Origin of the sequence: Chitinimonas sp. (assembly GCF_036568685.1) — a bacterium.
Lineage (GTDB): Bacteria > Pseudomonadota > Gammaproteobacteria > Burkholderiales > Chitinimonadaceae > Chitinimonas.
In genome coordinates this window covers 14,985-35,819 of the sequence record NZ_DATCSC010000154.1, presented here as the reverse complement: position 1 = coordinate 35,819, position 20,835 = coordinate 14,985, and the positions used below count along the sequence as shown (strand labels likewise).

The 20,835-nt window shown below is 64.6% G+C and carries 19 protein-coding genes and 5 tRNA genes; 7 read left to right on the top strand and 17 right to left on the bottom strand.

Annotated features, from left to right (window positions below; all coding sequences use genetic code 11):
- Positions 1-48: 48 nt before the first annotated feature.
- The 8 genes from VIM95_RS22715 to VIM95_RS22680 form a co-directional block, all read right to left on the bottom strand.
- A complete protein-coding gene (locus VIM95_RS22715) occupies positions 49-624 on the bottom strand; it encodes an HNH endonuclease (protein ID WP_331990317.1) in 576 nt (191 codons plus the stop codon).
- Positions 625-728: 104 nt separating this feature from the next.
- Positions 729-803 (bottom strand) — tRNA-Cys (locus VIM95_RS22710).
- Positions 804-1,227: 424 nt separating this feature from the next.
- Positions 1,228-1,304: transfer RNA gene (locus tag VIM95_RS22705), tRNA-Gln, on the bottom strand.
- Positions 1,305-1,359: 55 nt separating this feature from the next.
- Positions 1,360-1,560 carry a hypothetical protein gene (locus VIM95_RS22700; RefSeq protein ID WP_331990315.1) on the bottom strand — a complete coding sequence of 67 codons (201 nt, stop codon included), beginning with the start codon at positions 1,558-1,560 and terminating at the stop codon, positions 1,360-1,362.
- 44 nt (positions 1,561-1,604) lie between these two features.
- Positions 1,605-1,676, bottom strand: a tRNA-His gene (locus VIM95_RS22695).
- Positions 1,677-1,739: 63 nt separating this feature from the next.
- Positions 1,740-1,815: transfer RNA gene (locus tag VIM95_RS22690), tRNA-Phe, on the bottom strand.
- A 186-nt stretch (positions 1,816-2,001) separates the two neighbouring features.
- A tRNA-OTHER gene (locus tag VIM95_RS22685) sits at positions 2,002-2,066 on the bottom strand.
- Between the two features lie 231 nt (positions 2,067-2,297).
- Positions 2,298-2,570: a hypothetical protein gene (locus VIM95_RS22680; protein WP_331990313.1), complete on the bottom strand. Its 273-nt coding sequence runs from the start codon at positions 2,568-2,570 to the stop codon at positions 2,298-2,300.
- A gap of 195 nt (positions 2,571-2,765) precedes the next feature.
- Here VIM95_RS22680 and VIM95_RS22675 point away from each other — a divergent pair, with 195 nt between their 5' ends.
- The 3 genes from VIM95_RS22675 to VIM95_RS22665 all read left to right on the top strand — a co-directional run bounded on the left by VIM95_RS22675 (position 2,766) and on the right by VIM95_RS22665 (position 6,475).
- A complete protein-coding gene (locus VIM95_RS22675; RefSeq protein WP_331990311.1) occupies positions 2,766-3,053 on the top strand; it encodes a helix-turn-helix transcriptional regulator in 288 nt (95 codons plus the stop codon).
- A 236-nt stretch (positions 3,054-3,289) separates the two neighbouring features.
- Complete coding sequence (locus VIM95_RS22670) at positions 3,290-5,521, top strand: M9 family metallopeptidase (protein WP_331990309.1); 2,232 nt, start codon at positions 3,290-3,292, stop codon at positions 5,519-5,521.
- Positions 5,522-5,707: 186 nt separating this feature from the next.
- Positions 5,708-6,475, top strand: a complete 768-nt coding sequence (locus tag VIM95_RS22665) for an AraC family transcriptional regulator (RefSeq protein WP_331990307.1) — start codon at positions 5,708-5,710, stop codon at positions 6,473-6,475.
- A gap of 9 nt (positions 6,476-6,484) precedes the next feature.
- Here VIM95_RS22665 and VIM95_RS22660 read toward each other — a convergent pair whose 3' ends face one another.
- On the bottom strand, positions 6,485-8,845 hold the full coding sequence (locus tag VIM95_RS22660; protein ID WP_331990305.1) for a DNA internalization-related competence protein ComEC/Rec2: 2,361 nt from the start codon (positions 8,843-8,845) through the stop codon (positions 6,485-6,487).
- 100 nt (positions 8,846-8,945) lie between these two features.
- On the opposite strand from VIM95_RS22660, the gene VIM95_RS22655 reads away from it, so the two are divergent.
- Complete coding sequence (locus VIM95_RS22655; RefSeq protein WP_331990303.1) at positions 8,946-9,716, top strand: class I SAM-dependent methyltransferase; 771 nt, start codon at positions 8,946-8,948, stop codon at positions 9,714-9,716.
- Here the strand turns inward: VIM95_RS22655 and VIM95_RS22650 are convergent.
- Positions 9,647-10,660: a VirK/YbjX family protein gene (locus VIM95_RS22650; protein ID WP_331990301.1), complete on the bottom strand. Its 1,014-nt coding sequence runs from the start codon at positions 10,658-10,660 to the stop codon at positions 9,647-9,649. The two genes, VIM95_RS22655 and VIM95_RS22650, sit on opposite strands and share 70 nt — an antisense overlap.
- A 189-nt stretch (positions 10,661-10,849) precedes the next feature.
- Between VIM95_RS22650 and VIM95_RS22645 the strand changes: the two genes are divergently transcribed.
- From VIM95_RS22645 to dtd, 3 genes are all read left to right on the top strand, one after another.
- Positions 10,850-12,250, top strand: coding sequence for an L-serine ammonia-lyase (locus VIM95_RS22645; protein ID WP_331990299.1), 1,401 nt, complete (start codon positions 10,850-10,852; stop codon positions 12,248-12,250).
- A gap of 168 nt (positions 12,251-12,418) precedes the next feature.
- A complete protein-coding gene (locus VIM95_RS22640) occupies positions 12,419-12,778 on the top strand; it encodes a hypothetical protein (protein ID WP_331990297.1) in 360 nt (119 codons plus the stop codon).
- Between the two features lie 220 nt (positions 12,779-12,998).
- Entirely contained in the window at positions 12,999-13,451 is a 453-nt protein-coding gene (gene dtd, locus VIM95_RS22635; RefSeq protein ID WP_331990295.1) for a D-aminoacyl-tRNA deacylase, read from the top strand.
- 24 nt (positions 13,452-13,475) lie between these two features.
- Here dtd and VIM95_RS22630 read toward each other — a convergent pair whose 3' ends face one another.
- The 7 genes from VIM95_RS22630 to VIM95_RS22600 all read right to left on the bottom strand — a co-directional run bounded on the left by VIM95_RS22630 (position 13,476) and on the right by VIM95_RS22600 (position 20,769).
- On the bottom strand, positions 13,476-14,618 hold the full coding sequence (locus VIM95_RS22630) for a branched-chain amino acid ABC transporter substrate-binding protein (protein WP_331990293.1): 1,143 nt from the start codon (positions 14,616-14,618) through the stop codon (positions 13,476-13,478).
- A 76-nt stretch (positions 14,619-14,694) separates the two neighbouring features.
- On the bottom strand, positions 14,695-16,278 hold the full coding sequence (locus VIM95_RS22625; protein WP_331990291.1) for an aldehyde dehydrogenase (NADP(+)): 1,584 nt from the start codon (positions 16,276-16,278) through the stop codon (positions 14,695-14,697).
- Complete coding sequence (locus tag VIM95_RS22620; RefSeq protein WP_331990289.1) at positions 16,275-17,168, bottom strand: dihydrodipicolinate synthase family protein; 894 nt, start codon at positions 17,166-17,168, stop codon at positions 16,275-16,277. The genes VIM95_RS22625 and VIM95_RS22620 overlap by 4 nt, the downstream gene beginning before the upstream one ends.
- Positions 17,165-18,451 (bottom strand): FAD/NAD(P)-binding oxidoreductase, encoded by a 1,287-nt coding sequence (locus VIM95_RS22615; protein WP_331990287.1) that lies wholly within the window; start codon positions 18,449-18,451, stop codon positions 17,165-17,167. Before VIM95_RS22615 ends, VIM95_RS22620 begins: the two co-directional genes overlap by 4 nt.
- On the bottom strand, positions 18,441-18,674 hold the full coding sequence (locus tag VIM95_RS22610) for a (2Fe-2S)-binding protein (RefSeq protein ID WP_331990285.1): 234 nt from the start codon (positions 18,672-18,674) through the stop codon (positions 18,441-18,443). The genes VIM95_RS22615 and VIM95_RS22610 overlap by 11 nt, the downstream gene beginning before the upstream one ends.
- Positions 18,671-19,819, bottom strand: a complete 1,149-nt coding sequence (locus VIM95_RS22605; RefSeq protein WP_331990283.1) for an FAD-dependent oxidoreductase — start codon at positions 19,817-19,819, stop codon at positions 18,671-18,673. The genes VIM95_RS22610 and VIM95_RS22605 overlap by 4 nt, the downstream gene beginning before the upstream one ends.
- Positions 19,820-19,824: 5 nt before the next feature.
- Positions 19,825-20,769: a 4-hydroxyproline epimerase gene (locus tag VIM95_RS22600; RefSeq protein ID WP_331990281.1), complete on the bottom strand. Its 945-nt coding sequence runs from the start codon at positions 20,767-20,769 to the stop codon at positions 19,825-19,827.
- Between the last annotated feature and the right edge of the window lie 66 nt (positions 20,770-20,835).

Here is a 20,835-nt window from a genome sequence, read left to right as displayed (position 1 = left end):
AAACAAGGCGAATGTGGCGACCACCGGCCGCGTAGGCCCGCCCCGCGCTCAATGCTCGCGTGAGCGGCTGTGCCGCGGCAGCTTGGCGGCCAGATAGTCGTGCTGGTCGGCCAGGATGTTCCTGCCACTGAGCAGGAAGTGCTCATAGCGGCAGGGCACATAGGGCACGAAGATCAGCGGCCGGAAGTCTTCGACCAGCTTGGCACCCTTGGCGTGGTTGCACTCACGGCAGGCCGTTACGCAATTGGTCCAGGTATCCTGCCCGCCGCGACTGCGTGCCAGGATATGGTCGCGGGTGAGCAGGCGGTGCGGGAACTGCTGGCCGCAATAGCCGCAGGTCGACCGATCACGTCGGAACAGCAGGGTATTGTCACGGTCGCTCAGGGCCAGCGGCGCCCATACCTGCGAAGCCATCACATGGCTGCCGGCGATGGCGATGATGGGGGCGACGTCGATCCGCGAACGCAGGCCGCGATGGTTGTGCCCACCGTGGAAGGTCGTGAGCCGCTCACCCAACTCCCAGGCCACGCGGCCCTTGGCGTAATGGGTAACGGCTTCATGGGGGTCCAGCCATGCGTAGGGACGCCCCGAGATATCCAGTGTGAGCACCTGTTTGGATGACATGACTACACCTTAGCTGCTAAGCCTTTCTTTGTTTGGTTTGATGGATGAATGGTGAGTGATGGGAAGAGGTATTCGAGCAGGCTCTGAGGTGGCCGGGGGAGAAATGGACGCGCGACCTGGATTCGAACCAGGGGATGGCGGTTTTGCAGACCGCTGCATTGCCTCTCTGCCATCGCGCGTCGCGACGCGGGAATGCCATCAGCCCCCGCCTGCCGATGTGCCGATCTGCCCCGTCTAGCCCTGCCACCTACGGTGACAGGGCACGTAAGATCGCCCTTTTGCTGGCCGCCCAAGCCATGCTGTTCGGGAAGAAGCCATGGCAGGGCGCCATGGCACGCAACGTGGGCACGGTCGCGCTTGGTCGCGCCGCAAGCGGCGAGACCAGGTATAGGGTGCCCCGGCGAACCGGGGCGAAGTCCTGCTTGCCCAGGTCTGCCCCACCCGTAACTATCGTGCACGGTGCATGGCAGGCTGTCCGTCGGCAGACTGACCGACGACCTCGACGCTTATCTTGTCGAGTGCATGGTGATACCGGCCGGGCTGGCCCCCTTGAGCGGGTTGCCGGGGTATCGGTTTGCACACGGGCATAAGCCAGCGTGCAGATGGGCAAGGGCGGCAGGGTTCGAACCTGCGACCACCGGGATCAAAACCCGGTGCTCTACCCACTGAGCTACGCCCCAACGGTTGAGTTTGGCCGGTGTCGCGACCTAGGCGATACCGGCGGGATGGATGAGTTCAGGACAGGGCGCGCCAGGAAACACGGCCCATCACATCGATGGTGGCCAGTTGTCCTTCGCGCACCAGTTGCACCTGGTCGCGCGAGACGCTCGCGAGTCTCGCATTGCGTGCCAGCAACTCCTTCACCTTGGCCTTGGCCAGTGGCATGACGGGCTCAAACCGATCGAGGCTGAGCGGTGACTTGCGTGCGGTGTTCATAACGCCTCCTTAGTCTGGATGGAACGATGGGTAATGCGCATGGGGTTGGCTGATCGGACTCGAACCGATATCCACCGGATCCACATTCCGGGGCTCCACCATTGAGCTACAGCCAACCCGATGCGCACTGATAAAACCACCCACAAAGCGCTTTGTGGGCGGGTTTGGCGGATATTGAATGGTGCAAGGAGCTGGGTTTGAACCAGCGACGCCCGCGCCTTCAACGCGGCGCTCTACCGACTGAGCTATCCCTGCATGACTGGTGGGGCGCGGTTGAATCGAACAACATGCGCTGAGCGGGCTGATTGCAGTCAGCTACCGGGCCATCCGGCCCTGGCGCCGCTAACAAAAGCCTTCTGACTTTGTGCAGAGCTTCCCTGAACGATGGGTGCATTGACGCACTTCCAGCAGCACCCTGTCGCCAAGGGGCTGTTGGAAATGGGCGGATGGCCGGAATCGAACCGGCGTCGGCCTTACGGCCTGCTCTGCCACTGAGCGACATCCACCCAATCTGTATTACCGGGCTGCCGCTGCAGTGAGGTGCAGCACCGGCCCGGCCATACAAATCGAAACCTCTTCTTTTTCTTAAAGATCGTTGCAGCCCTGGCCCGGTCGGAACCGGGGGCTGGCCTCTTGCGAGGGCTCTACTGCTGACTCCGCGGCAGAAAAACAAAAAAGCCCGGAGTCCTTTTGGGAGCATCCGGGCTTTAGGCCGATCGAACTTTATCGATCTGTCGCTAGAGGTAACCTCCTGCGACCTGTGGGGTTACCCCCGGATGCTTGTACAAACTGTGTTGCTCGACCAGATAGGCATGGTCCTGGTAGGCCTGTGGTGCAATCTGGCTCTGGGCCAGACCGGCACACGAGGCGGCGCTAAACAGGGCGGCCTGCTGGTCCGAACCGTGGGCCGAGACCAACCCGACACGTGCGGCACGAAGGCCGGACGTGGCAACAGCGTTCGACGCGGTGCGTCGTGCTGCGGCAAAGCGGTTGATCAGGGTGGTATTCACGGTTACGGCTCCAGCTGTGTTGGTGACCCACGGTGGGGTCTCGATGGGATGCAGTATTGCACGACGTTTTTACGAAGTGCAAGCCCACAATGCAAAAAAATTGCATCAGATGCGAATATTTTTCTATTAGCGCGACTTTTCGCGTCATTTGCCGGGCTGCAGTACAATGATGGTTGTCGTAGTGAGGGACGACCCATGTCTGAAACTGTCATACCCGGCGCCGCAGCAAGCGGTGTCGGCCTTGCCCTGGGCAAGCGCCATCTCGCCTTGAACGTACGCGTGCTGATGGCGCAGCGCGGTTACCGCAACGTGCGTTCGCTCTATCTGGACGTACTCAAGAGTGGCGCCGATATCTCCTATTCGCAGTTCGCCCGTATCGTGGACAACCAGTCCGAGAAGCTCAACCTGGCGGTGGTGAATGCCTTGCTAAATCTCTTTGACTGCTCGGTCATGGAGCTGATCATCGAAACGCGGCAGGGCTGAGCTGCTGCAAGGTTTTGCTTTCCAAGGCAGTTATCGGTAGCGGATATCAGCCAACACTGATTTGGCAAATTCTGTCGTTACCGCGCAGTCTGCGCACAAGAATCCTCTGTCTTCCCAAGTGCATAGTCGGCACCGCAATGCCCCCACAGGCCGGGCAATCTGCGCAGCGTGGTCGGGATAAGCCCGGGCTGCAAAGCAGGTGCCCAGGCGATGACCGACACGACAAGGGAATAGAGATGAAATCCTCCACGATCCAACCCTGGCTGAATGCCCTGCTGTTGCTCAGTGCGACCGCGCTGGTACCGGTCCAGGCCGATGCACAGCCCGCCAAGCCGCAACTACCCATGCCTTCGGTGCGGCAGAGCTTGCCACCCAGCGCCGAGCAAAGCCTTTACAACCTGGCTGTCAGCCGCAAGCCTCGCTACGACCTTTTGACCGATCAGGCCAAGCGGCCACGCATGGCGGCACTGACCACGGCCGACTGCCAGGACATGAACAAGCTCGCCAGCTATAGCGGTAACGCGCTGGCCAACTACCTCGTGAGCCTGCCGGACTACGAGTGCCACTACGGTCTCTTCTCGCTCGATGCGACCCTGGCGACGAAGATATACAACCCGGCCAACTGGACGGCGGTAGCAAACCGCTTTGTGCAGGAGGCGGCAGGCTACCGGGCCGACAACCGCAACCTGGTGAACCTGTTGATCTATCTGCGTGCTGGCTACTATCTGGCCGATGGCGGCACGACCGCCGCACCGGGCGATACCGTACGTAACACCCTGCGCCCGGCGATCCGCCAACTGGTGGACGGACAACAGCTGTTCCGCAGCAATCCCGTGGCGCCCAGTACCGCCAGCGAAACACTCAAGCTGATCACCAACCAGCATGATGAGGCCTACCACCTCGGCAGCATGCGCAGCTTGGTGCAACGCTACACCAACAGCACGGCCAACCCGGCCGCCGCCCAGGCGCTGCTGGAGCGCTCGGCCAGCGATGGTTTTACCGGCGTGCTGACGGTGTTCTTCTACGCCAACGGCCGGCCCGACGCCCAGGCCTTGCTGCAGAACGATGCCTCCTACGCCACCGCGCTCAACAATTTCGTTACCAGCAACAAGACCGCGCTGTTGGGCGGCACCGCCGGCTACCAGTTGACCGACGCGGCGCGCGAGGCTTTCCGCTTCTTTACCTTCCCGGCGCTCAAGCCCACGGTGAAGCCCATGATCCAGAACCTGCTTGCCACCACCAGCATGACCGGCAACGACAGCGAACTCTGGCTGGCTGCTGCGCAGGCGGTGAAGTACTACGACAACGCCAACTGCAGCCAGTACGGCACCTGCAACTTCGAGCAGAAGCTGGCCGAGCGGGTACTGCCCGTGAACTACACCTGCAGCAGCACCTTGCGTATCCGTGCCCAGGACATGACCCAGCAGCAGCTGCAAGATAGCTGCGCGGCCTTGCAGAAGGAGGAGGGCTACGTCCATGACATGCTGCAGACCCAGCGCAAGCCGGTGGCCAACGACAGCAACACCGCGCTCGAGGTGGTGGTGTTCGATGATTACACCAACTACAGCAAGTACGCCTCGGTGATCTACGACATCGACACCAACAATGGCGGCATGTACCTGGAAGGCAACCCGGCCCAAGCCGGTAACCAGGCGCGCTTCGTGGCCCATGAGGCATCCTGGCTGCGCCCGACCTTCAAGATCTGGAACCTTGAGCACGAGTACGTGCACTACCTCGACGGCCGCTTCGATATGTACGGCGACTTTGCTGCCGCCACGGCCAAGCCCACCGTCTGGTGGATAGAGGGAATTGCCGAGTATCTCTCGCTGAAGAACAACAACCAGGCGGGTATTGATGCTGCGCGCAGCAACACCTACCGCCTGAGCCAGATCTTCGGCAACAACTACAGCATGGCGGACTACACCAACCGTGCCTACCGCTGGGGCTATATGGCTACCCGTTTCATGATGGAACGCCATCGTGCCGACGTGGACGCCATCCTGACGCAGTTCCGCAAGGGTGATTACGAGGCCTACCAGCGTTACATGACCCAGATCGGCAGCCGTTACGACAGCGAGTTTGTGAGCTGGGCGCAGACCGCCGGCACCACGGGCGAGCCGCCCATGCCAGGCGGTGGCATCCTGCCTTCCTGCAACCACCCCTACTACCTGGGCAAGGGTTGCTCGATCGGCGGCTTTGCCAGCAATGGCAGCAGCTACGCCTATTTGATGCTGCCGGCCGGCGCGCGCAACCTCAAGGTCTGGACCACCGGCGGTAGTGGGGATGTGGACCTCTACCTGGGCGTGGATCGCTACCCCACGACCAGCAGCTACGATGCTGCATCGACCCGCGCCGGCAACGACGAACGCATCGAGATTGCCAGCCCGACCAGTGGCAAGTGGCTCTACCTGGTGATGCAAGCCAAGCAACCGTTCAGCGGCGTGACCATCAACGCCAGCTACGACTGACGCGGTATACGCACCGTATCACGCAAAGCCGTCGGGTAAGCCCGATGGCTTTTTGCTATGGATGTAGCGTGGCACCCGGTTTTATCCGCATTGAATGATTAATGCATTTGTCATATTTTATAAAGCGAGTTATCACCGAACAGAAAAACTGGGGTGCACCGGTAAAGGTGCACCGGAGGACTACCGATGCATGCGGCCCATGCCCTGAACCACTACCGACCCTATGTGGTCGGCGATTTGCGCGATGTGCTGTCCGCCGAGGCGCTGTTCGAGCGCATGCCGGACGTGGTGTTTTCAGTCAAAGATCGACAGGGTCGCTACCTGGCCATGAGTAGCGCCTGCGTACCGCGTTGCCGCCTGCGCCACCAGCGCGAGGCACTGGGCCGGACCGCGCATGATCTGTTCCCGCACCATATGGCCGAGCGTTATCGGCGCCAGGATGAACTGGTGTTCGGCGCCGGCCGGCCCATCGTCGATAGCCTGGATCTGACACTCTACAGCGACGGCCAGACTGGCTGGTGCCTCTCCAACAAGCAGCCGGTGTGCAACCGGGAGGGGGAGGTATTGGGCCTGGTCTGCATCTCCAAGGACCTGACTGAGGCCAGCCGCGAAGGCTTGATCGACGAGGGCTTTGCCCGCGCCGTGGACTATGTGCAGGCACACTGCCAGCGCCAGATCTGCGTGCAGGAGCTGACCGAGGTGTCGGGCCTGTCGGCCGCCCAGCTTGATCGGCGCATGAAGCGGGTATTCCAGGCCAGTACCGGTGAGTTCGTCCGCCGTACGCGCCTGGAAAATGCGCTGCACGCCCTTTGCGCCAGTGACAGGCCCATTGCCGACATTGCCCAGGAGGCGGGCTTTTTTGACCAGAGCGCCTTGCACCGGCAATGCCGGTCTGCAACCGGCTTGAGCCCGCGGCAGGTACGACGGGCCTACGCCCTGGCAAACAGCGCGTAGCGGCCGGATTCAGCGCACGGGAGCCAGGTTGGCACTCGTCATGCCGGGCATCGCAGCGGCAGGCGTGCCGGACCAGTAGCGGGCGCGTAATGCACGCCAGCGCTGCGCCTGCCAGCCCGATTGCTTGACCGTGATCAGGATGGCGCCGTCGCGGTCGCTACGCCAGACCGTGCTGCCTGCTGCAAGGTAACGGTCCACCACGGCGGCTTGCGGGTGGTGGTGGCGGTTGAGGTAGCCCGCACTGGCTATGGCCAGCTGCGGCGAGACGGCGTCGACAAAGGCCGTCGAGGACGAACCACCCGAGCCATGGTGGGGCAACAGCAGAATGTCAGTCCTTAGCGGCGTGCCGCTCGCCAGAAGCTGGGCTTCCTGGGCTTTGCCGATATCGGCGGGGATTAGCAGACTGCCGCCCCTGGCGCTGACGCGCAGTACGCAGCTGCGGGCATTGTCGTCGCTGTCCATGGGTTCGTTGCCGCTTGGGTGCAGAATGTCGAAGCGTACCCCTTCCCATTGCCACTGCAGCCCTTTAAGACAGGGCTGCCGCGGTAGGAGAGGCATGGCTGCCGGGATGGGGACGCCGGGTGCCGGTACGCCAAGTATTTGCCGTACCGGCACGCTGGCCAGCAAGGCGGGTGCGCCACCGGTATGGTCGTTGTCGTCGTGGCTCAGCAGCAAGGTATCGAGCCTGCGTATGCCGGCGGCACGCAGCGCGCCGGGTAGCAGCCGGCCACCCCCGCCTTGCGGGCCGGTATCGAACAGCAGGCTGTGGTCGCGCGTTTCGACCAATACCGCCAATCCCTGCCCAACGTCATAGACCGTGGCGCGGTATTCACCCTCGGCAAGTTCGCTGGAACGGGGTAGCAACAAGGGCAGGAGCAAAACCGTCGCGGCCAACTTGCCGGGTGCGCCTCTTGGCAGCAGCAGGGCCAGTACCGCCAGTGCGGCCGGCAGCAAGGCCCAGGCCGCGGGTGCCGATTGACTCCATAGCAGCTTGTCGCCCGCCAGTGGGGTGAGCAGCCAGAGCGTGCATTGCAGGACCTTGTGCGCCAAAAGTAGCAGCAGGCCGCTCGGGTCCAGCATGCCGAGCAGTGCCAGCGGGGTCGCAACGCTGCTGACCAGCGGAATGGCGATGGCGTTGGCCAGGGGTGAACTCAATGGCAGTTGCTGGAACAGGATCAGGAGCAAGGGCAGGGAGCCGAGTGTGGCGGCCCATTGCACGGCGCCCCACTGCCGCAGTTTGGCCTGCCAACCGGTGACCTCGCCCCGTTGGCCCGCCAGCGCCCAGAGCATGGCTCCCACGGTCAGGTAGGACAGCCAGAAGCCGGCAGCCAGTACCGCCCATGGGTCGAGCAGTACGGTCAAGCCGAGTGCCAACAGCCAGATGCGCGAGACCGGCAAGGCCCGGCCGCTGAGCAGGGCGGCGGCTGCGACCGCAAGCATGAAGCAGGTCCGCTGGGTCGGCACCGAGAAACCCGCCAGCAGGCTGTAGCCAAAGGCGGCGGCCACGCCCAGCAGCAGGGCCGCGTGGCGGGCCGGCAGGCGTAGCGTCAGGCGCGGGCTGCGCCGCCAGAGCCAGCCGCCCAGCCCGGCCAGGAGGCTGGCTACCAAGGTGATATGCAGACCGGAGATGGAAACCAGGTGGGTGATGCCGGTATTGCGAAACAGTTGCCATTGGGCTTGGCTGATACCGGATTGCTCGCCCACCACCAGGGCTACGATCACCTCGGCATAAGGCTGGCCCGCCAGTTGGTTGCGGATATGCTGCGCCAGGACAGCGCGGGCGCGGTCCAGCAGGGTACCGGGGCTGTAGTCGTCCCGGGCCAGCCGTTGCCGCCCTGGCTTGGCAATGGTGCCGGTGGCGCCTATGCCCTCACCCAGCAGCCAGGCTTCGTAATCGCCGCCGCCGGGGTTGGCGCTGCCATGGGGTTGCTTGAGTCGCAGCTGTAACTGCCAACGCTGGCCGGTAGCCCAGGCGGTGGTGGGTTTGCTGTAGTCGCTGAGCAACAAAAGGCTGGGTACGCCCGCCGGTGCCTGCTCCACCGCAAAGCGCAGGCGAGGACCGTAGTCCGATTGCTGCGGCAGACCGACGACGTGACCAACCACCTGCAGTGGCCGCTGCTCCAGTGCCGGCGCCAACCGGTCAGCCAGGCGTAGCTCTGCCCGCAGGCCGGCATAGCCGGCACCGAACAGCACGGCGCACAAAGCCAGCAGTAGCAACCTGGATGGGGCACCCGCCGAAGCGCGCCCTGCACCCCAGGCTGCCAAGGCCAGCAATACCGCGGCCACGCCATATGTACCGGCCGGCGGCAAGGCTGCCTGCTGCTGCAGCCAGACGACGCCAGCGACGAATGCGATAATCGCAATTCGCACCGTTCCTCCCTTGATCTTCGATTTTTTCTGCGACTACTTTAGCTGGCCCAACGTGAATCCGCTGCCCCCCCTTTACTGCGCCGATGCGGCGTGTCTTGAAATGGCCCGTGAGCTGGCCGCGCGTTACGGCTTTGCGCTCGTGGAGGCACTGCCGGCCAGCGGCCACGCGCTGGTGCTGGATGGCCAGGCCTTGCTGCTGCATACGCTGGGCAAGGGGGCACCGGGACCGGTGGGGGTGGATCTGGTGGGTGGTGCCAGCGAATGGCGACGCAAGCATGGTGGTGGCCGTGGCCAGGGCGTGGCCAAGGCCTGCGGACTGAAGGGCGGCGCGACCCCGCGGGTGCTGGATGCGACGGCGGGCCTGGGGCGCGACGCCTTTGTGTTGGCCAGCCTGGGTTGTGAGGTCGATATGCTGGAGCGCTCGCCGGTCGCTGCGGCATTGCTGGAGGATGGGCTGGCGCGGGCGCGGCAGGGAACCGAGGTGGCGGAGATCGCTGCGCGTATGCGTTTGCATCACGGCCCCGCCGTTGCTGCCATGCAAGGCTGGAACGGGCCTCGACCGGAGGTGATCTATCTGGACCCGATGTTTCCTGAAACGCGCACCAAGTCGGCCTTGTCCAAGAAGGAGATGCAAGCCTTCCAGCAGGTGGTGGGGCCGGACGAGGATGCCGATGCGTTGCTGGCGCCAGCGCTGGCGCTGGCCAGCAGCCGGGTGGTGGTCAAACGACCGCGGCACGCGCCGCTATTGGCCGGCTTTAAGCCGGCCTACAGCTTGGAAGGGGATAGTGTGCGCTTTGACTGTTATATCGCGGCCAGCTCGGGGCTGACCAGCCCGGCTGCCGGCGCAGTGACGGGCGGCACTGGCAGTTGAATGGTCTGCAGAGCGGGCTCGCTGGCCTCGGCCGCCTGGTGGCGGAACACGCCGGCCGGTTGGCAGCCCGGCAGGTTCTCCCGCAGCGCGGCGATCATGCGGTCTTCGACTTCGTGCCGGCGGCGGTATTGGGCGCGCTTGCGGGAAGGGATGTCGGCCACCAATTTGCGCGGCAGGGTGGGCGGCAGGTGGAAGCTCTCACCTTGCAGCACGCCACCCATCTCGGCCCAGAAGCTGTCGTAGTCGGCCGAGATGCGCTTGCTGCGGCGCGTTTTGGCCTGATAGATATGACCGGCGTTGCTGACGGCGTGGATCTGGTCGATACCGTAGCCCGTGGTCAGCGCGCAAAGTGCGGTCAGTACCGCCTGCTTGGGGCGCAAGCCGTGCAGGTCCTGGGTGGCGGCCTTGACTGCTTCGCGACCCAGGCTAGGGCAGGGGCCTTGCAGGCAGCCGACGTTGGCAACCCAGCCCTCGCCCTCGCGGTGGATGGTGAAGGATAGGAAGGCCAGTGGCTGCTCGCGGTGCTCCAGCAGCAGGAGCAGGTCACCTTCCTTGTCGCAGCGCTCTGTTGGCTGCAGCAACAGCCGATAATGCTCGCCGCTGTCGCCGGTCAGCACAGCCAGCTCGGCCTGCCGCTGCTGGTAGAGCCGCTGTACGAAAGCCCAGGGCCAGTTGGCGAGCATCCAGCCGTAGTGGGCGCGCAGCCAGTCCAGCTTGCGATTCATGCAGACCTGCTTGCGCAGGTAGGGGCGCTGCAGCTTGAATAGCAACCTTGGTTGCAGTTGTAACAGCTGTAAACACTGTTCGTGCTGATATAGATAATTTACCCAGCGCCGCGACCAGGGGTAGGTAGCGAGGCCGCGGAGCAGGTACTTCCAGGCGTCCTTTCCGCCAAAAAGCTTGTCACGCTTGGCTAATAGCAGGGCGGAACGGAACAGCAACATGATGGAACGAGCCGAATGATGAGACCGGCGGATGATAGCGAGAAGCAGCTTAAGATGAGCTTAAAGTGTAAAAAGTTGTAAATAAGTTTGTTTCAGTGACTCGCTTTTTGTACCAGACCGCGCCCCGGCCACCCGTCGGGACGGGTATAACAACGTCGCCACTACCCGTGGCAGACGGAGAGAGACAGCATGGCAATCAGTGTTTTTGATCTGTTCAAGATCGGTATTGGTCCTTCCAGTTCGCACACGGTCGGCCCCATGCGGGCGGCGCGGCAATTTGTGCAGCGCCTGGAGCGGGATGGCCTCCTGGGGCGGGTGGCCAGCGTGCGTTCGGAGATGTACGGTTCGCTCGGTGCCACTGGCAAGGGCCACGGCACCGACAAGGCGGTGCTGCTGGGCCTCCTGGGTGAAGAGCCGCAACTGGTCGATACCGATGCGGTGCCGGCCATGTTGGCTGCGGTACGCGAGCAGCGCCGCATACGGCTCTTGGGCAGCCACGAGATCGCCTTTGACGAGCCCGAGCACCTGATCCTGCACAAGCGCAAGACCTTGCCCTACCACCCTAACGGCATGATCTTCGCGGCCTTTGATGCGGCCGGCGTGGAGCTCTCCAAGCGCGCATACTACTCAGTGGGTGGGGGGTTCGTGGTTGACGAGCATGCGGTGGAGGGGGGCTTTACGCCACCAACTGCCGAGGTGCTGACCCATCCCTTCAGTACCGGCGCCGAACTGTTGGCGCTGGCACAGCGACATAACAAGTCCATCAGCCAGCTGATGCTGGAAAACGAGCTGGCCTGGCGCAGCGAGGCAGAGGTGCGTACCAAGCTGCTGGAGATCTGGCAGGTGATGAAGGCCTGCGTCGAGCGCGGCTGCCGCACCGAGGGCATTCTGCCGGGTGGCATGAAGGTCAAGCGCCGCGCCCACGATCTGTATCGGCAGTTGGCCGGCAAGCCGGAGGCGGCGCTGCGTGACCCGCTGACCGTGCTGGACTGGGTCAACCTGTACGCCCTGGCGGTGAATGAAGAGAACGCCGGTGGTGGCCGCGTGGTGACGGCGCCAACCAATGGTGCGGCCGGCATCATCCCGGCGGTGCTGCACTATTACGTCAACTTTGTGCCGGGCGCGAACGAGGATGGCATCGTCCGTTTCCTGCTTACCGCAGGCGCCATCGGCATCCTGTTCAAGACCAATGCCTCCATTTCCGGTGCCGAGGTGGGCTGCCAGGGCGAAGTCGGCTCGGCATGCTCCATGGCGGCCGGCGCGCTGGCCGAGGTACTGGGTGGTACGCCGGGCCAGGTGGAGAATGCCGCCGAGATCGGTATGGAACATAATCTGGGGCTGACCTGCGACCCGGTTGGCGGCCTGGTGCAGGTGCCCTGTATCGAGCGCAATGCCATGGCCTCGATCAAGGCGATCAACGCTGCACGCATGGCGCTACGTGGTGACGGTACCCACTTTGTCTCGCTGGACCGGGTGATCAAGACCATGCGCGACACCGGCCGTGACATGCATGCCAAGTACAAGGAAACCGCTCGCGGCGGCCTTGCGATCAACGTGGTGGAAGTCCCCGTCAACATCGTCGAATGTTGAGCGTGGCTGGCACCAGGTGATGGCTCGCTGACCCGCAAACGTGCGCAGTCGGCGCGGTCTATCGCCGCTGGCTGCGGATTGTCGCAGCGAACCGTCGTGCATCGCATGGTGGCCGCGCAAGGGGAGGGGCTGCAGCACAATGCAGTCATCAACCAAGGAGGAACGAACATGTCTGAAGTGCTGCTGGCAGAAGAAGCCGAACAATCGCTCAAGAACGCCGCCATGCTGTCTTATGTGCTGATCGGCGTGTCACTGTTCACCGCCCTGCCGACCGGCCTTGTCGGTGTGATCATCGCCCATATCAAGCGCGACGATGCGCGTGGCACCTGGCTGGAGTCGCACTACAGCTACCTGATCGCCACCTTCTGGTGGTCGGTGCTGGGCGTGGTGGCGGGTGGCGCTTTGTGCCTGACCATTATCGGCATCCCGCTGGCCTTCCTGCTGTGGCTGGGCGTTTGGATCTGGACGCTGTACCGGGTGGTCAAGGGCGGTCTGCGCCTTAACGACCTGCGTCCGGTGGAGTTGTAAATCGGAAGTGGCTGGACCAGAAGGCTAGTGCACCGCCCGGCTTAGCCGGGCGTTTCCCTGTCGTGGATACCTGAAACGAAGCCGGGCTAATTGATACAACCCGAGTCCCCGCGGCCCCCGAGCTCTGCAGGCACAGGTTCCAGGCGCTAGCGCGCCAAGAATTCTGGCAGCCTCGCTGACGCTCGTCGGTGGGTGTTTGGGGCTGAATAGGAAGCTTGAATTGCGCGTATTGCTGCAGAGAGTGAGTGAGGCCAGCGTGGCGGTCGAAGGCCGTTGCGTGGGCCGCATCGGACCAGGTCTTTTGCTGCTGGTGGGGGCCGAGGCCGAAGATGGCGAGGCCGACATTGCCTGGCTGGTACAGAAAATCAGCCGCCTCCGGGTGTTCGGCGACGAAGCCGGCGTGATGAACCGCTCGGTGCTGGAGGTGGGCGGGGAGGTGCTGGCGGTCAGCCAGTTCACCCTCTTTGGCAGCGTCAAGAAAGGCAACCGGCCCTCCTGGAGCCGGGCGGCGCCTGGGACGGTGTCCCAGCCGCTGTTCGAGCGCTTTGTGGCGGCGATGAGTCAGGAGATCGCCAAGCCGGTACCGACGGGTGTGTTTGGTGCGGACATGCAGGTCAGCCTCGTCAATGACGGGCCGGTGACGATCTGGCTGGATTCCAAGTCGCCGGAATAGCCAGACCACCACCTGCCACGCCGATCAATTCCCGCTGACGGTTTCCAACACGGTCCACTTGCCCTTGTCTGCCTTGTATACCGTGATATCGCCGTAGCGCAGGTCGCCCTGGGCGTCGTAGGCGATCTTGGGTGAGCTGATGCCTGCGTACTGGGTCTTGGCCAGGAAGGGCAGATAACGTGCCGGTTCAGTCGAATTGGCGGCCTTCATGGCATTGACCATGACCATGGTCGCGTCGTAGGAATAAGGTGCGTAGAAGTCGGCCGAGCCAAAGCGTGCCTTGGCACGGGCGATCAGCGCCGCGCTGCCTGGCGCCTTGTCGGCCGGCAGTCCGGCGAGCGAGGCGATCACGCCGTTACCCGATTCCCCGGTGAGCTGCAGAAAGTTGTCGGTGCGGGTCATCTCGCCCGATATCAGCTGTGCCTTGATGCCCAGGCGACGCATCTGCACCGTCAGTGGGGCAGACTGACTGTCGGCACCGCCATAGAAGATGGCACCCGGTTGCTTGGCCTTGATGCTGGTCAGGATGCTGGAGAAATCGGTAGCCTTGTCCGTGGTGTATTCACGGCTCACGATCACGCCGCCGGCGGCCTTGGCGGCCTTTTCGAACTGGTCTGCCAGCCCCTGGCCATAGGCGGTACGGTCATCGATGATGGCAACATTCTTGAGCCCCAGCTTCTTCACCACAAAGCCACCCATCACGCTGCCCTGCTGCGTGTCGCTGGTCATGGCCCGGAAGGTGGTCTTGAAGCCTTGTGCCGTGTAGGCCGGCGCGGTGGCCATGGCAATCTGCGGGATGCCGGCATCGGCGTAGATCTTGGAGGCGGGGATGGAGGTGCCAGAGTTGAAGTGGCCGATGATGCCGCTGACCTTGGCGTCGACAAAACGTTGCGCCACACCGGTGGCCGTCTTGGGGTCGGCCTGGTCATCTTCGGCCAGCAGCTCGAATTTCACCGGTTTGCCGCCTATGACCGGCGCCTGCTTGTTGATGTCCTCCAGTGCCAGCACGATGCCGGCCTTCATATCGGCACCGTAGTGCGCCTGCGGCCCGGTCAGCGGTGCTGCGAAGCCGAGTTTCACGACCTGCGGGTCAGCCGCCTGGGCGCCCAGGGCCAGGAGGCCGCTGGCAATGAAAAAGGCGATAGGGGGTGGGGAGCGGTGTGGCATGTGTTCCTCTCAGTGGTTGGGTAGGACAAGATGCTGCCGACAGTATTTGCCGCGCCGGAGCGCGACGCGATGGTTTTCAATGCTTGCCGCGTTGACCGTTCACTTGCCGCCACAAACCCAGCGGGTTGGCTGCCTGTAGTGCTGGTGGGAGCAGGTTTTCCGGCCAGTTCTGGTAACAGACGGGGCGGGCGAAGCGCAGCATGGCGGCGGCGCCGACCGAGGTGCTGCGGCTGTCTGCCGCTGCCGGGTAGGGGCCACCGTGCACCATGGCGTGACCGACCTCTACGCCGGTGGGGAAGCCACCGAACAACAGGCGGCCGGCCTTGCTGGCGAGCAGGGCCGGCAGGCCGGTCCAGCCGGTCAGTTCTCCAGCTTCTGCATGCAGGGTGATGGTCAGCTGGCCTTCGAGTTGCGCCAGGACGGTCAACAGCTCGTCCTTGTTCTGGCAGGCCACCAGCAGGCAGGTCGGACCAAATAGCTCGTGCGCCAGTGCGGGCTCGGCCAGCAGACTGCCAGCCTTCACCTCCAGCAAGGCCGGACCAGCATGGCCGGGCGCGGCGCTGGTGCCGAGCAACTGACTGACGCCTGGCTGCTGGGACCTGGAGGCCACGCCATCCTGATAGGCCGCGGCCATGCCCGCGGTCAGCATGGGGGCGGTGCCGACCAGCGCCAATTTGCTGACCAGCCGCTCACGCAGGCGTTGGTAGCCTTCGCCTTCCAGCGCCAGGACAAGGCCGGGGCAGGTACAGAACTGGCCAACACCCAGGGTCACCGAGGCGGCGAGACCATCGGCGATAGCTTCGGCATGGCGGGCCAAGGCATGCGGCAGGATGACCAGGGGATTCACGCTGCCCATTTCGGCGTAGACGGGTATAGGGCAGGGGCGGGCGGCGGCGATGTCCATCAGCGCCCGACCTGCGCGCAGGGAACCGGTAAAGCCGACCGCCTTGATGTCGGGATGGCGTACCAGGGCCTGACCGATACCGATACCGTCATCAAACAGCAGGGAAAAAACGCCTTCCGGTAGGTCCAGCGCCCGCGCCGCTTCTATGATGGCGCGGCCGACCAGTTCGCTGGTACCCGGGTGTGCGGGATGGGCCTTCACCACCACCGGGCAACCCGCTGCGAGGGCCGAGGCGGTGTCGCCACCAGCCACCGAGAAGGCGAGGGGAAAATTGCTGGCGCCAAACACAGCGACCGGCCCCAGTGCTTGCAGCATGGAGCGCAGTGCCGGCCTGGCCTGCGGCTGCCGGGCAGGGTCGGCGCTGTCGAGCCGGGCATCCACCCAGCTGCCTTCCTCCGCCAGGCTGGCAAACAGGCGCAACTGCCCGGTAGTGCGGCTGAGTTCGCCGCGGATGCGCGCTTCGGGAAGGCCGGTTTCCTGTGGTGTCAGGCTGGCCAGCGCATCGGCCAGACCCTCCAGCCGCTCGGCGATGCCGCGCAGGAACGCACCGTGCAGTGCGCCACCCAGCGCGGCATAGCGGGGTGCCGCTTGCTGGGCCAGTGCCACGGCTTGGGTGAGCTCCTCGGGCTGTGCCCGGTGGAAACGGGGCGACAACGCCTCGCCGGTGGCCGGATTGCGCCCCTGGAAGGTGTGGACGCCTGGCTCTCCGAACTGGCTGCCGAGCAGCGACAGACCTTGCAGCAGGGGGCCGTTCATAGTGCGGGCCGGGTGGCGAGCGCGTGCTCGATCAGCGCGTCGGCGGCGGCCAGTTCGGCACCTTCCAGAACCAGGCGAGGAGGGCGCACCCGGCGATGGCAGATGCCGCGTTTTTCCTGCACCAGCTTGATCAGTTGCACGAACTTGGGAACGGTATCGAGCCGTAGCAGGGGAAGGAACCAAGCATAGAGTCGGGCTGCTTCCTCATGCCTGCCGGCGCGTGCCAGCTCGAACAGGCGGACCGATTCCTCTGGCAGCGCATCGACGAGACCGGCGATCCAGAATTCGGCACCGGCGGCAACGCCCTCCAGCAGGGCATCATCCACTCCGACGCCCAGCTTGAGGCGATCACCCGCCAGCGCCTTGATGGCGGTGACGCGCCGCACATCGGTCGAAGATTCCTTTACCGCCTTGACGTTCTCGAATTCGTTGGCGAGTTCGAGTATCTGTTCCGGGCTGAAGTCGGTCCGGTAGGCAACCGGGTTGTTGTAGATGATGCAGGGCAGTCCGGTCGCGGTAATCACCGCTGCCAGGTGGGCTTTCATCTCGCGCCAGTCGGTCGAGTACACATAGGGTGGCAATACCATCAGGCCACGGGCGCCGGCGGCCTGTGCGGCCTTGGCAAGACGTACCGCCTCGGCGGTGGAGAGCGCCGCGATGCCGGGAATGACAGGCACGTCCACGGCACGCGCGCAGGTCTCGATCAAGGCAACCTTCTCGTCAAAGCTCAGTGTTGCGCCTTCGCCGAGGGAGCCGCAAGGCACGATGCCGCTACAGCCGGCTGCTACCAGCCATTGCACGGTGCGGGTGACGTTGTCGTGATCGATGCTCAGGTCGGCATGAAAGGGCGTGGTGATGGCGGGCATGACGCCCTGGAAATTCACGGTCATGGCTGGGAGGCCTCAGTCAGGTTGGGGGAGATATCCGGGTGCAGCAAATGACGGATGGGGGTGGGTTGCAGCGGTGGTCGTGGCGGCTCGGCCTGCCAGCCGTACAGCACCTGGCAGGCGGTGCCGCAGATGCGCCCCTGGCAGGCGCCCATGCCGCAGCGGGTTTGCAGCTTGGCTTCGCGCCAGTTGTCGTAAGCCTGCAAACGCCCATGTAAGACGTCTTCGCAGCGGCAGACCAGGGTGTCGTGCCGTGGCAGTTCGGTAATGGCGGCCTGCAAGGCAAAGTGCTGTGCCAGCAGTTGGCTGAAACGCAGGGCCTGCTGCCGCTCAGGCAGCATGGCCTGGGCTGCCAGCTCGGCGCCGCAGGCGGCGAGCCCTGCCAACCTGCCTTCCAGCCAGGCCTTGTCCACGCCACCTATGCCGGTGACTTCTCCGGCGGCGTAGACGCCCGGTACGGAGGTTTGCTGCATGGCGTCTACCATGACGGCGCCCTGCTGCAACTGGCAACCCAGTGCGGCAGCCAGCTCGGTATTGGGCACGAGCCCGTAGCCCACGCCCAGCCAATCGCAGGGCAGCTCGATGACACGCTCACCTTGTCGGACTCGGACAGACTCCAGGCGTTGCTGCCCTTGCGCGGCGAGTACATGACTGTTGCTGCGGTAGGGAACGCCCCGCAAGGCATGGAACAAGCCGGCAGCCTGTTGCAGCCGGGCGGGGTAGCGGCGCAGGCCCCAGGCAAAGTGGGCCAGTTGGGCAAGCCGGGCTTGTTCGGCTATCAGCAGTACCTTGGCTCCGGCCTTGCGCAGGGTTTGCGCGCTGGCCAGCAGGAGTGGCCCGCTGCCGGCCAGCACCACCCGCTGCCGCTCGACTTGCAAGCCCTGCTTGACCATGGCTTGCAGACCGCCCGCACCGCAGACACCGGGCAAGGTCCAGCCGGGGAAGGGCAGCAGGCGCTCTCTTGCGCCGCTTGCGATGATCAGCTTGCCGTAGCGCAGCACGCGACCCTCAGCGCCGTCATCCAGCAGCAATTTGCCGGGCACGGGCGCTGCCACCACGCGCACGCCGTGCCAGCGCCACACCTGGCTTTGTTGCAAGGCGGTAAACCGGGGCTGGGCGGCGAGGGGGGCCTTGTCCGGTCCACCGCGCCAGATCTGCCCGCCCGGAGCGGGGTTGTCGTCGATCAGCAGTACGTCGGCACCCTGTCCGTCGGCGGCGATGGCTGCGGCCATGCCGGCCGGCCCCGCGCCGATGACGACCACGTCTGCACAGTACTCAGCCTTCATGGCGGACCTCCATGCCGTCGTGAACCAGTACCTGACAGGCGCGCTGGTACGGCCGGCCATCGATGGTCACCCGGCATTCGAAGCAGACGCCCATACCGCAGTAGGGGGCGCGAGACTGACCCTGAACGGAATGGCGGACTGCGCAGGCCCCTAGAGCGCTGGCGAGGGTGGTGCCGCTTGCAACGCTCAGTACGACGCCATTCACCAGGATGTTGACCTTCATGTTGTCAGCTCCATCGCCACCGCTTGCGGCGGGGTTTGCCAGCTACCAAAACGGGCGGGGTCATAGGGACGCGGGTCCAGGGTGGTCGGTTCGTTGGTCAGCATCTGCGCCAGCAGCTCGGCACTGGCGAGCGCGGTGGTAATGCCGAGCCCTTCATGGCCGGTGGCCAGCCAGCAGCCGGTCTGCCCGGGTACCGGGCCAAGCAGGGGCAGTTTGTCGGGCGTTGCCGGTCGAAAGCCGGCCCAGCTGCGCAAGGCCTGCAGCGTGGCGAGGCCAGGCAGGTAGTCGCAGGCACGGGTCAGCATGGTCTGCAGCAAGGGCCAACTGATGGCGGGATCGGCGTCGTGGTACTGGCGCGAGGAGCCGATCAGCAACTGGCCGGTGGCGCGTGGCTGGATATTGCAGGCCACCGAGTCTGCTTCGCCGCCGTGGGCCGAGCGGATATAGCCCAGCTCCACCAACTGGTGCCGGACCATGCCGGGATAGCGGTCGGTGATCAGCAACTGGCCCTTGCGGGGCTTGAGAGGCAAGCCGGGCAGCAGGGTGGCGGAGGCGTTGCCGGCAGCAATGACGACCTGGCCGGCCGAAAGCTCGCTGCCATCCCGCAGTTGCACCCCTTGAGGCAGCAGGGCCTGCACCGGGCTGTGCCGCCGGAGTTCCGCGCCCAGGTGGCAGGCCTGGGCCAGCAACCATGCGCTGGCGACAGGTGGGTAGAGCACGGCGTCTCCCGGGACCTGCAGGGCGCCGGCCAGGTGGGGGGATAGGTTGGGCTCCAGTTGGCGCAATACGGAGCCGGTGAGCAGCTGGCTCTGGAGGCCGTATTGCTGATAGAGCGCGCGCTTGCGTTCCGCTTCGTCCATTTCGGCGGTGTCGCTGGCGAGCCAGAGCGTGCCGCAAGCCCGATACTCGGCATGGCTGGGCAGTTCGACGCTGCGGGCTTGCCAGCGCCGCAGGCCATCCTGGCTGAGCGCGAGTTCGGCCGGATTGTCGTCCAGTACCACGAGGTGGCCCATGCCTGCTGCCGTGGTGCCGGCGGCCGGTATGCCAGCTTCCAGGACCAGTACGTGCAGGCCGCGCCGGGCGCAGCTTTCGGCTACCGCGCTACCTATGATGCCGGCGCCGATCACGATGAGGTCGTAGGACACCTGCCTCATGCCACCTGACCCAGCCGTATGCCCCACACCAGGGCGTCGTTCGGGTCCAGCAGCAGGGTGGCTTCGGCGGTGATGTAGGCACTGCCGGTAATGTGGGGCCGCAACTGCCCACCCATTTCGTCGAAGGAGGCTTCGAACACGCTGCCGATCACGCTCTCCTGCCGCCAGATCTGGCCGGCGGCAAGCTTGCCATCGGCGGCAAGGCAGGCCAGCTTGGCGCTGGTGCCGGTGCCGCAGGGTGACCGGTCGTAGGCGAGGCCCGGGCAGAGCACGAAGCTGCGCGAATCGGCCATATCGCTGGGACCAAACAGCTCGATATGGTCGATCTCTGCACCGTCTGCACCGGTGATGCCCTGTGCTGCCAGTGCTTCGCGTATGCGGCGGCTGCATTCGGTCAGCGCCGGAATATGGTCCGCAGCGACGCGCTGGCCATGGTCGTTGACCAGGAAGAACCAGTTGCCTCCCCAGGCGATGTCGCCGTGCATGCGCCCATAACCTGCCACCTCGACGGCTACCCGGGCGGCCAGCCGGTAGCTGGGCACATTGCGCAGGCTCACGCGGTTGGGGCCTTCCAGTGTCGCTTCGATGACACCGACAGGGGTGTCTATGCGATGGCTACCGAGACCGATGCGACCCATATGCGCCAGGGTGACCATGAGGCCGATGGTGCCGTGGCCGCACATGCCCAGGGTGCCGACATTGTTGAAGAAGATCACCCCGGCGGCACAGCCTGGGCTATGCGGTTCGCACAACAGTGCGCCGACCATGGTGTCGCTGCCGCGGGGCTCATTGGCGATGGCGGAACGGAAGTGGTCGAACTCGGCCTCGAAGCGTGAACGCCGCTCCGCCAGCGGGCCATGACCCAGTTGCGGGCCGCCGGCGGTGACAAGCCGGGTGGGCTCGCCACCGGTATGCGAGTCGATGATCTGGATACGGTGCATGGACATCCTCGGCGTGGCAGTAGAGGCGGGCTTGCGGCCCACTCAGGAATCCCGTCATGCTAGTTT